The organism is Deltaproteobacteria bacterium (assembly GCA_012522415.1).
GTDB lineage: Bacteria > Desulfobacterota > Syntrophia > Syntrophales > JAAYKM01 > JAAYKM01.
On record JAAYKM010000157.1, the window covers coordinates 1 to 11,509 of the forward strand.

Here is an 11,509-nt window from a genome sequence, read left to right on the forward strand (position 1 = left end):
CGCATGGATCGTAATCGGTTAAAGGGCAGACTCGGAGACCGGATCAACGGCCTCTTGAGCGCTGCCGGGATGAACTTTGCCAAGCTGCTGCGGTGGGCAGCCGCTTTTTTGCGTCTAATTTTCCAAGGGCTATCTAATTATCAAATAACCATCTCTTACGGTAACGCTTTATCAAAATAGACTTTTTCAGAACCGACGACATTATACGGGCATCGCAGCTCTGTCTATTCTTAATTTAACAATTTGTTCCGTTATGTCAAGAAGGGCGTAAACGGTCATGGCTTGTAACCGGTGAGTTTCAGGATATTCAGGGAAAGAATCCGCTCCATCTCGGCCTTATTCAGCTTCAGGGCCAGAACCTTGGACAGCTCGTTTTCCATGGATCCGAAGGGAATGTCGGAGCCGAAGATGACGCGTTCCGGGCCCACAGTCCGCACGAACCTGTCAATGGTACTTGTCTGCGCCAGGGCGGTATCAAAATAGATATTGCTTTTCGCTTTGAAATGTTCCAGGAAGTCCAGCGGATTCCCGCCAAGCAGGCCCAGATGGGGGATAATCAGCTTGAGATTCGGAAAGCGTTCAACGAAACGGACCGTAAAATCCAGTTCCTCTTCGAAGATAATCGGCTTGTCCGCCGCTTCGAGTTTTTGAACCAGTTCCGGCAAATCTGGGTCGTCCAGGACGTTATAATTCGATGCCGCATCCTGGATCCCTCTCATCCAGTGCCACTTGCCTCCATTGTACCCTGCCGGAATGGGCGAAAAATTTTCCCGGATGTAAAAATACGGGATAAAATGGGGAACTCGCGTCGTTTCATCAAGCAACTGCGGATTTATATCAGGGCTCATGATGGCGGTGGAGGGAAAGGGGAGAATAACAACGTGGGTTACTCCCGCTTCCTTCTGCTCACTCAGAATCATTTGTGTCGTTACTTCCGTGCCCAGAGTTATGGAGTAGCCCCAATGCACATGGCTGTCAACGATGATTTCGTATTTTTCTGTATTCATGGTGTATCCGTTCGTTTAAGCATTTACCTGACATGCGGCAGTCGATTTTGTGGCGGTCGGTTTTGGCTGATCCCTGTTCGCGAGACCCCCTTTCACTTGGGACGAACCCGCGAAAGCGGTCGTATCTTACCTTGTCCGGGGCATATTCTCAATAAGGAATATTGACGCGTGGCGAAAGGGGCCTTCCAGGGACGGTCGGCTGAGGGACAATAGAAACTCAAAGCGATATGGAATGCCATGTAAGGCATTGATATAATGAGGATATATGAAAATACCCGGGGACTATCCTTGTCTTCCCATTGAAAGCCCTCCGCCAATCGAGCAAAAACCGCGTTTCCCCGCATCCTTGTCATTTGCCTTTGAGAAAGCTTGTGCAGGGTCCGGGTTCAACCTGGATGGATATTTTATAGTCACATGAAAGCGCAGGTGGGTAAATTAAATGCGTTTCAGTACAGCCTATTGTATTTCCCCCTGTCGGGTATCTACCACGTTTCGCAAGTGGATACCGGTACATAAGAACACTTTCGTTTACTGGCACAGGCATTGCTAATACCGATGAATAGAAAATGTATGCCGGACTTGCGTTCCCGTGTATATCTTTTTTTGCTTTTTCCCTGGTTCGGGGGTATCTGTAATGCAATTTTTTGGTTCGTGCTTCTTCTTCCCGTGGAGGCGGAAAAGGAGAGGAAAGGTATGACTTATGAGAAAATCATGCTTGCTGGCCGTGCTTTGCCTGGTTCTGTTCATTCCCGTGCATGTATCGGCGGATGAAACAATCATCCCGGGCCAGACGCTGAAGCTCGAACGCTGTATAGAAATAGCCTTGGCGAAACATCCGGACATCCTGGCGGCGTCCCATCAGCTCCGTGTCGGTGAAAGCCGGATCGGCCAGGCCCAATCGGCTTATTTCCCGCAGTTGAACATGGAAACGGGTTATGATCGGACCCAGGCCTATAAACCGAAAGGACGTAATTTGTCTGGAACATCCGCCAGTGATTTTTATTCGGGGTATCTTGGACTGAGCCAGAATATCTACGACTTTGGTCGGACTCCTGCAAAAGTTGGGATTGCAAGTGCGAACCAGGATGCCTTCCGGCAGGATCTGGCCAATGTCGTCAGCCTCGTTGTTCTCAATGTCAAACAGTTCTATTACACCATGCTGCAGGCGGAGGAAAACCGACGTGTGGCTGAGGAAACGGTCGATCAGTTTCAAAGGCACCTGGACATTGCAAAGGGATTTTTCGAGGCGGGTCTGAAACCGAAATTCGACGTAACGAAGGCGGAGGTCGATTTAAGCAACGCCCGCCTGACCTTGATCAAGGCGGAAAATGCCCTGCGTATTGCGGGGCTTACCCTCAATAACGCGATGGGCATGCCCGATGCGCCGGAATTTGTCCTGGACAGCAATCTCCTGTTCGAACGGTATAAGCCGCTCTATCAGGACGCATTACGGGAAGCCTATGAAAACAGGCCCGATCTCCAGTCTCTTCTCTACCGTGAGTCGGCGGCGCACAAATCTTTCGATTTGGCCCGAGCGGGGCATTACCCGACCGTGACAAGTTATGCAAGGTACGGTTTCGGGGGACGGGAATTTCCCCTCGGAGAGGGATGGAGCGTCGGAGGAAGTCTCAATATACCCATATTTAGCGGTTATCTCGTTAAGAACCAGATTGCCGAATCGAAAGCGGATATCGACGTTCTCTCTGCGAATATTGTGTCACTAAAACAACAGATTCGCCTGGAGATCAGTCAGGCTTTTTCCAATCTGCGGGAGACGGCCAGCAGAATCGAGACAACCGATCTGATCGTCAGACAGGCGAGGGAAAATCTGGAGTTGGCAGAGGGACGTTATGCCTCGGGGTTGGGAAGTCCCATTGAGGTGACGGACGCCCTCCTCGCTTTGAGCAACGCCAGAACAGCGAATATCTCAGCATTATCCGATTATGGCAATGCCTTGGCGGCTCTGGAGCGAGCCGTCGGCGTGAAATAAATACACGGGATCAAACAGGGGCTTTTCATGAAAAATAAAATGACTATCGGTATCTCCGTCGTTGTAATTCTGGCTCTGCTGGGAAGCTTTTTTCTTTTCCGTAACGGACAAAAGGGGTCTTCGTACCGTACGGAGAAGATCCGTCTGGGGGATATCAAAGCGACGGTAACGGCAACGGGGACGGTCAATGCCGTTGTGACGGTCCTGGTGGGGACGCAGGTTTCAGGAACCATTAAATCCATTTATGTGGACTACAATTCTTCCGTAAAAAAAGATCAATTGCTTGCCCAGATCGACCCGGCCACGTTTCAGGCCCAGGTGGATCAGGCCCGGGCCAATCTTGCCGTGTCGAAAGCCAATGTGGAGAAAGCCGAAGCGGCGCTTCTGGATGCAAGACGCACCCTTGAGCGCTATAAAACCCTGTTTCAGAAAAACTACATTGCCAAAAGTGATCTGGACACGGCGGAAACAACGGAACAATCGGCCAGGGCGCAAGTTTCAGCGGCCAAGGCGCAGGTTCAGCAGACCAAAGCCGCTCTTGATTTCGCCGAGAACAATCTCCGTTACACAAGAATTATCTCTCCCGTTGACGGAACCGTTATTTCCCGTGATGTCGACGTCGGCCAGACCGTCGCTGCGAGCTTCCAGACCCCGACCCTTTTTAATATTGCCCAGGATCTGACACAGATGCAGATCAACGTAAACATCGATGAGGCGGATATCGGAAAAATCGAAGTCGATCAGGCCGTGGAGTTCACCGTCGATGCCTATCCCGAGGAGATCTTTGCCGGAGGCGTTTTCGAGGTTCGCAACGCCCCCATTACCGTGCAGAATGTTGTGACCTACGATGTCGTGGTCAAGGTCAGCAATCCCGATTTAAAACTTAAACCCGGCATGACCGCGAATGTTGCCGTAATCCTGGAGGAGAAAAAGGGTGTCACCTGTGTGCCAAACTCGGCGCTGCGATTCAGGCCCGCGGGCGAAAAGGACGCCGGGGGGGTGAAGGGAGCCGCTCTCTGGGTTCTGAAGAATGGTGTGCCGGAGCGGGTTTCCGTACAGGCCGGGATCAGTGACGGGAGTTACACGGAAATAGTCAGGGGAATCCACCAGGGGGACCGCGAAGTTATTGTCGAATCCATTGATAACGGTAAGAAAAACAGAAATGCTCCCCCGACGCCGAGGTTTTTGAGATAAAATGAGCCTGATAGAAACGGAAGACCTCTACAAAATCTATGATGCCGGAGGGGCGCCGGTGCATGCCTTGGATGGCGTTTCCGTGAGGATCGACTCCGGTGAGTTTGTCGCCATCATGGGGCCGTCTGGTTCGGGGAAGTCGACGTTTATGAACATCATCGGTTGTCTTGATCAACCGACCCGGGGACGTTATTTGCTTGGAGGTATAGAAACCGCCCGCCTGACCAGGGATGAGCTGGCGACGATCCGGAATGAGAAAATCGGTTTTGTATTTCAGGGATTCAATCTGCTTCCACGGACTTCCGCCCTCGAAAATGTGGAGTTACCCATGTTCTATCGGAGCATGCACCATGGAGAACGAAGGAAAAAAGCGAGGGAGGCCCTCAAAAGACTGGGCTTGGAAGGCAGGGAACATCACCACCCGAATCAGCTTTCGGGGGGACAGCAGCAACGGGTCGCTATAGCCCGGGCCCTTGTCAATGACGTGCCGCTTATACTGGCCGACGAGCCGACAGGAAACCTCGATACGAAAACCAGTATTGAAATCATGGAACTGCTCGTCCGGCTGAACCGAGATGATCAGATGACCATCGTTCTGGTCACGCACGAGCATGATATTGCCGCCTTCAGCCGCCGGATCATTCATTTTCTGGATGGGCGGATTGTCAGCGATGAGGCCCATTACCCGGACTGGGAGAAACCTGAAGAAAGGCCGGACCAATGATCAACATTCCCGATACCCTGAAAATCTCCCTTCGGGCAATCCGTATCAACAAGATGCGTTCCGCTCTGACCATGCTGGGTATTATTATCGGGGTCGGATCCGTCATCGCCATGCTGGCCGTCGGAACAGGGGCCAGTGAAAAAATCAGGCAGCAGATTTCCAGTATCGGGAGCAATCTCCTGCTGATTCTTCCGGGAAGTACCACGTCGGGGGGATTGCGGATGGGTATGGGATCCCAGCCGACCCTGACGAAAGACGATGCCGACGTGATTCTTCGGGAGATTCCGAGAGTGCAGGACGTGGCCCCCATTTTGAGCGGTGTCGCCCAGGTGGTCTTTGGAAATCAAAACTGGTCAACGGGCGTTTACGGTTCTACGGAGGGGGTTTTTGTTGTGAGAGACCTGTCACTGGTCTCCGGTAGAATGTTCACGGAACAGGATGTACGCAGCGCCAACAAAGTGGCCGTTTTGGGCCAGACGGTGGTTACGAACCTTTTCGGATCTTCGAATCCCGTTGGGCAAATTATCCGGATCAAAAAACTGCCGTTCACGGTGATCGGGGTTCTCGGGGAGAAGGGCCAGTCCATGCAGGGACAGGACCAGGACGACATCATTTACATTCCCGTTACAACGGCGCAGAAAAAGATCTTCGGAACGCCTTTTCCCGGCATGGTCAGAAACATCATGGTCAAGGTCAGGCACGCTGGCGACATCAATGACGTGGAAAACGAAATAAACAGCCTTCTCCGGCAGCGGCATCGTATCAGCTCTCGGGAAGACAACGATTTTCAGGTGAGAAACCTGGCGGATATGATGCAGATGGCGGAACAGTCCAGCCGGGTCATGACGTTGCTGCTTGGAGCCATTGCCTCGGTATCTCTTTTGGTCGGAGGAATCGGAATCATGAATATCATGCTGGTTTCCGTAACGGAACGGACAAGGGAGATCGGGATCCGCATGGCAGTCGGGGCAAAAACATGGGACATCATTATGCAATTCATGATCGAGGCGCTGACCCTCTCACTTATGGGCGGTGTCATCGGCATTATTCTGGGCATAGGGGGGGCAAAAATACTGAGTGTCATGGCTGGATGGGAGACCGTTGTTTCACCCGTTTCCGTTCTGTTGGCTTTTGGTTTTTCCGCTCTTGTGGGGGTTTTTTTCGGTTTCTATCCGGCCTACAAGGCATCCCTGTTGAATCCGATCGACGCCCTGCGCTATGAATAAGGTGGGAGTAGAGCGCTTGAAAATATCCCTGTGTGGGAATCATGGAGACCGGTGTTTCGGCATGATTTCCGTTCCTGCATTGCCTGAAGACGGAATTTTGCTTTGTTTTCGGCCGCTTCTGTGGACCTCGAAAGGCGGCTGTTTCCCCATGTCATGACTGATCGGCTGATCGGCTTACCTCCCCTCTTCCTGGGGATCATAGGAGCGGCAGTTCATTTTATAACAGCTTCCCACTTGTTTCTTGGCATACTGCTTCATTTCTGAGGCGATTTCCGTTACCTCGCCGTAGTGAGTGAAATGCAGGCCGTTAACGTAGACAACGCCGATTGTGATGGAAAGGAAGGGGAAACGCTTGAGATGACCTTTCCGGTCTTTCGACTGGATAAACCCAGCCTGACGGTCTTCTTCGTCATAAAAGGAGGGAATGATGTGGTCGAAAGCACCGATAAGATCGCGACAGACATCCTCCGCGATTAGGGGTTCCGTAATAAAAATGAAATCATCACCGCCGATATGGCCGACGAAACTCCCCTGTGAATAATTGCCCTTGACGATATTCAAGATAAGACGGCCGGTGATTCTGATTACATCATCTCCGCGACTGAAACCGTACTTGTCGTTGAAAGGCTTGAAATGATCCAAGTCGACATATCCCAAGGTAAAAATGAGCCGGTTATCAATCCGGCTTTGAATCTGGCGGTTAATCGCAATATTCCCCGGCAATCGTGTCAGCGGATTCACTTCGACAACACGTTTTGAACGGAGGACACAGAGCCTGGTTTTTGTCAGGATCTCCTGTTCAATAAACTGGCGCCGAATGTAGTCGTCAGCCTGAATCGATTCCCAGTCCGGTGATGTGTGTTCCTCGTCAAGGATGACCAGAACGGGCACTCCCGCGAACAGCGGGTCTTCCTTTAACGAATTTAACAGGGGAATCGTTTCCGGTTCTTCAAATAAGTCCACGATCATCAGCAGGGGGGTTTCGTTATAAATAAGATCCAACGCGGAATGAAGATGGTCGAAGACGATCACACGGCCCATTTGGACAAGGGTTCGCTTCAGGATGTCCACCGTTGGGGGGAACCCGGAGATAACGAGAATGGTGGGAGATATCATGCTTCCCCTCCGGGAATGGAGATGGATTCATCTATCTGGGTGAGAACGTCTCTGATATCGTCGTCCGACAGTTGCAACATCTGCCAGGCCCCAGGATGAATGGCCGATACAAAGGGGTCTCCGGCAAAACCAATGCCTTTTGCGCGAACAATGCTGTTTGAGACATGAACGATCGCTGTTTCTAAAGGGGCCCGGGTTGAAAGCTGAGGCCGGTGGTGATAGCCGATCGCTTCGACAAGGTTTATGGGGAAGCACCATTTCTGGGATAACCAGAGCCCGACGTCGGCATGGGTGGCCGCCAGAGACTCCTTTTCCGCTTCGAAGAGACTGATATCTTTTCCCTTCGCTTCCGAGAGGGTCTGTTCGTATTCCGAAGGATACTGGAGCATGATGATGACCTTTCCGATATCATGCAGAAGTCCGCAGATGGATACTTCTTCCGGTTCCTTCATCTTCTTTTTCTGGGCAATACACCTTGCCGCAACGGCACAGGCGCAGGAATGCTCCCAGAGGCCGGACATATTTTTCTGCATCAATTCAAATACGGAGATGCCAAGCAAAAGCCCCCGGATTACATTCAAACCCAGCAGCATGATCGCGTGGGCAACGGAAGAGATTCTTCCGGGAAAACCATAGGCGGCGGAATTAACCATCCGGAGAACTTTGATTGCCAGGGCCGGGTCATTGGCTACGAACCGGGAGATCTCGTCCATCGTCAGGCGAGGTTTACCGAGCATGATGGAGATTTGCCTGAGATTGGACGGTACAGTGGGGAGGGCGTTGATCGCTTCGACTCTCGCCCGCATACGTTGCATTTCAAGGCTATCAGCCATAAAGACCCTCGATATGCTCCTTCACGATCTTTTTCAGGACCATCATATGCGGCTGATCCGAGAGGTGTTGAAAGCGTCTGTTCAGTTGTGACAGGGCCTCCTCCTTAGGGATGACCTGTTCGGCTGACCCTTCAATGAAGACGGTAGTAATACCCATATCTTCGATACGGGAGATCCAGGCTTCAGTGAGCACGACACCCTCTCCCAGTATGATCATGGTATCCCTCATCAGAGGTTTGGCCAAAACCATGCCCTCCTGGAGTTCATCGATGGGTATTCTGCGCATGGTAAAATAATCCTTTTTTTCTATCCCGAGGGGTGGCCAAATGCCGTTTTCATGCTGCTTGAGCCGATGTTTCAATATACGATAATCAGCAAATTGTCATCAGTTATTTTTACGTTTTCTGTGCTTTCGTCCTTCAGGATTCCGGTTTTTCCCCTTTCCATCGTTGACTGGACCCTTGATACGTTGTTTCATGCGACAGGTGAAGGAATGCTTGGGAATGGCATCCCTCCGCCGGCCATTTCTCATTTACAAAGAAGGAGATCGACCTCCGCCCCTTTCGTTGGAGGAATTGCCAGCATAATCCCTAGCATATCGGTTCAACAAAGATTTTCATCTTGCCGCCGCAGACATCCCCTCCTTTGGTCCCCAGATCGTCCGTCAGATCCACCTCGATAATCTCTGGTTTCTTTTCGGTGAGAAGGGTGCGGAAAGCGGCGCTTCGCACCTGGTTTTCTCCACAACCCCCTCCAACGGAGCCATAAGTCGAGCCGTCGGCAAAAATAAGCATTTTGCCCCCGACCTCCCGTGGGGTCGATCCCTTGGCCTCGATGATTGTGGCGAGACAAAGAGGGGTTCCCTGTTTCGTCAGTTCCTCTATTTTTTCAAAAATTTCCCGATCGGTCATAAGCCTACTCCTATGCTCCGGCGGAGCGTCCTCGCTTGCTCCGCTCCTTTTTTTCGGACACAGATCAATTCACCCAATATGGATATGCCAATTTCCTCCGGTGATTCCGCCCCTATGGGCAGCCCGATCGGCGTAAAAAGGTTATCCAGGCGGTTTTTCCGTATGCACTGTGCAGCAAGCATTTTGACGACAAAGCTCACCCGCCTTCTGCTTCCGATCAAACCGACGACGTAGGCAGCCTCGCTCTCCTTGCTCAAAATTTCCTGGAGGCATTCCGCATCGTGTTCATGTCCCCGGGTGATGACGACGAAATAGGTCGTCGGGTTGGCGGCTATACTGTGGAGCGCCGGAACAAAATCCTCGGTGATCACTTCGCAACCGGGAAAGCGGGCGGGATGAGCGAAGTCCGGCCGGTCATCGATCACGGTCACGTTAAATCCCGTCTCTCGGGCGAATCTGGCAAGAGGAACTGCGACGTGACCTGCTCCACAGATGACCAGTTTGAGATCAGACGTAATGATATCGAAAAATATCCGGATATTTCCCGGGTAGTCGATCAGTTGTTTTTCCCGATCACTGAAGACTTGCAGGGCATCGGCACGAACCTCGCTTTCCAGTTCGGATGCAATGAGGGGGCCCTCCATGATCCCATTCCGTAAAATGATGGTTTTAGAACCGACAGGCAGGTCCGCAAGAGATGATTCAATGATCGTAGCCAAACAGATCATTTCATCCTGCGCAAGGAGTTCATTGATGCGATGCAGTGTATTCACCAAAACCTCCTTTCAAGAATTGACAGAGCGTGATTTGAAATTCTGTGGAGCGGTTGATCTTTCCCTTATAAAATATATAGGAGATGCGTTGCTTTATGTCAATGCCCAATAGTCCAGCGAATTGCCTCGAATAAAATGTTGCCGCGGATCGGAGGTCCGATTTCTTGCGGGAGAGGAATTTCTCCTGAGGCCGTCTTTCTTTCTTGCAAATTACATCGCATAAAAATGATCATTGTTAATCAATATTAAATCGTTATGCTGTTTTTCAGATACGACTATTCAAGATGCAACATGAGCCGGCATGGGGAAAAAGGTTCAGGGAGATGCAGAACAAACTGGGTGAAATATCAAAAATAAAGATTTGACCCTATTCACCCCTTATTGATGATCCTCCACACATAGAGCCAGAAACCTCTCTGGAGAACTTCACCTTCGATTTCCATTTCATAGCCATTGATGATCATATTCATTCTCATTCATTGCTAACGCTTGAGCTCAGCCGACCAAAAACCGCGTAGCGGTTTTTGGTCGGCTGCAGCGAACTGTTAGGCTTCTAAGCTTTCAAAAACTTAACTATCAAATGCCATGCATCTTTATACTGCGCACAATCAGGAATCTTGTTGAAATTGACTTTCCCCCAGTCCTTGCTCCGTGGGGCAGATTCAATAACTGATATTGGGAAAACATAGTAGTCAGGGGGACGAACCTGTGCTTTTCCGTCTTTGGATCCCCTATTCAGTAAGACCACTACGACAAAATCTGAGTCTAGATTCTTTATTATGAAACCGGGTGCATTAGTGCGCCACCTACTTTTTACTTGGATCATCGCGGATTTGTTAGACTCCGGCCGGGTCGCGACCAAGTCATATCCAGGCATGTTGGTGTACGTCTTATATGCCGCTATCCTACGAAGTAGGAGATGGCCTAAAACCAGGAATTCTGCACCTTCTGCCTCAAGTTTGGTGTTTAACTTTGACATGTTGTTCCTCTTGGCCCATCAGCGGAGCTGAGCCGGAGCGAGCCAGGGGCGAGCGGTCGGCTTGAGCGACGGGTTTTCTGGTGATTTAGTTTTTTCCCCTCTTTACTGACCTCATTGTATTCCCATATTTCAACATCCGTAGGGATAAGATGTGCATATGTTCTTATGTAATATTCTCCGAGCGTTTTGTTTCTTTTAGGACTGAAATCATGTAGCACAACTAATAATTTTCGATAGCCTGGGGGAGCCGCATGAAAGAAAAACATGGCTTCGTTCCAAACGGTAAGATTACTATTCAAGATGCAACATGAGCCGGCATGGGGAAAAAGGTTCAGCGAGATGCAGAACAAACTGGATCAAATGTCAAGAATAAAGACTTTACCCCATTCACCCCATCCTGGGTCAAAAAGATTTGACCCTATTAACTATTCACTACACCCTGGTTATCAATTTTTATATTTAATATGCAGTCCGTCAGCCACTTGCGCCAATTTCTTATCAAGGGTCCAAATTGGAACACCCGTTAAGACTGCGGACGCGACAAGCTGAGCATCAACATAACCAATACCTCTTCCCATTAACCGGTTATTTTCGATAAAGGAGAATACTTCTTCATGTTCTGCTTCAGCGCTCATGGGTAACAGTTTAAGAAAAGAAAGTATAACGGCTCTGTCTTTTAGATTTCCGCACGCCAGTTCGCCCACGATTAATGGGTGACATAATACGAAGCCGTTATTCAGCAAGTTTGCCAATTCA

11 protein-coding genes are annotated in these 11,509 nt (G+C 50.3%); 4 read left to right on the plus strand and 7 right to left on the minus strand.

Annotation, left to right across the window (positions count from 1 at the left end; genetic code table 11):
* Positions 1 to 275: 275 nt before the first annotated feature.
* On the minus strand, positions 276 to 1,007 hold the full coding sequence (locus tag GX147_11210; protein NLN61237.1) for an amidohydrolase family protein: 732 nt from the start codon (positions 1,005 to 1,007) through the stop codon (positions 276 to 278).
* A gap of 700 nt (positions 1,008 to 1,707) precedes the next feature.
* Between GX147_11210 and GX147_11215 the strand changes: the two genes are divergently transcribed.
* Genes GX147_11215 through GX147_11230 form a run of 4 tightly spaced genes read left to right on the plus strand, consistent with a single transcriptional unit; the run spans position 1,708 to position 6,141 of the window.
* On the plus strand, positions 1,708 to 2,997 hold the full coding sequence (locus GX147_11215) for a TolC family protein (protein NLN61238.1): 1,290 nt from the start codon (positions 1,708 to 1,710) through the stop codon (positions 2,995 to 2,997).
* 27 nt (positions 2,998 to 3,024) lie between these two features.
* Entirely contained in the window at positions 3,025 to 4,191 is a 1,167-nt protein-coding gene (locus GX147_11220; protein NLN61239.1) for an efflux RND transporter periplasmic adaptor subunit, read from the plus strand.
* A 1-nt stretch (position 4,192) separates the two neighbouring features.
* Positions 4,193 to 4,915 (plus strand): ABC transporter ATP-binding protein, encoded by a 723-nt coding sequence (locus GX147_11225; protein ID NLN61240.1) that lies wholly within the window; start codon positions 4,193 to 4,195, stop codon positions 4,913 to 4,915.
* A complete protein-coding gene (locus tag GX147_11230) occupies positions 4,912 to 6,141 on the plus strand; it encodes an FtsX-like permease family protein (GenBank protein ID NLN61241.1) in 1,230 nt (409 codons plus the stop codon). The genes GX147_11225 and GX147_11230 overlap by 4 nt, the downstream gene beginning before the upstream one ends.
* Before the next feature lie 174 nt (positions 6,142 to 6,315).
* On the opposite strand, the gene GX147_11235 is transcribed toward GX147_11230, so the two are convergent.
* The 6 genes from GX147_11235 to GX147_11260 form a co-directional block, all read right to left on the minus strand.
* Positions 6,316 to 7,257: a diguanylate cyclase gene (locus GX147_11235; protein NLN61242.1), complete on the minus strand. Its 942-nt coding sequence runs from the start codon at positions 7,255 to 7,257 to the stop codon at positions 6,316 to 6,318.
* Positions 7,254 to 8,090, minus strand: a complete 837-nt coding sequence (locus tag GX147_11240; protein NLN61243.1) for an HDOD domain-containing protein — start codon at positions 8,088 to 8,090, stop codon at positions 7,254 to 7,256. The genes GX147_11235 and GX147_11240 overlap by 4 nt, the downstream gene beginning before the upstream one ends.
* The gene (locus GX147_11245; GenBank protein NLN61244.1) at positions 8,083 to 8,376 is read right to left on the minus strand and encodes a hypothetical protein; all 294 of its coding nucleotides are present in this window, start codon (positions 8,374 to 8,376) and stop codon (positions 8,083 to 8,085) included. The genes GX147_11240 and GX147_11245 overlap by 8 nt, the downstream gene beginning before the upstream one ends.
* Positions 8,377 to 8,680: 304 nt before the next feature.
* Positions 8,681 to 9,001: an XdhC family protein gene (locus GX147_11250; GenBank protein ID NLN61245.1), complete on the minus strand. Its 321-nt coding sequence runs from the start codon at positions 8,999 to 9,001 to the stop codon at positions 8,681 to 8,683.
* Complete coding sequence (locus GX147_11255) at positions 8,998 to 9,774, minus strand: hypothetical protein (GenBank protein ID NLN61246.1); 777 nt, start codon at positions 9,772 to 9,774, stop codon at positions 8,998 to 9,000. The genes GX147_11250 and GX147_11255 overlap by 4 nt, the downstream gene beginning before the upstream one ends.
* Positions 9,775 to 11,199: 1,425 nt before the next feature.
* Positions 11,200 to 11,509 (minus strand): VapC toxin family PIN domain ribonuclease (locus GX147_11260; protein NLN61247.1); only part of this gene is annotated, 310 nt, incomplete at its 5' end.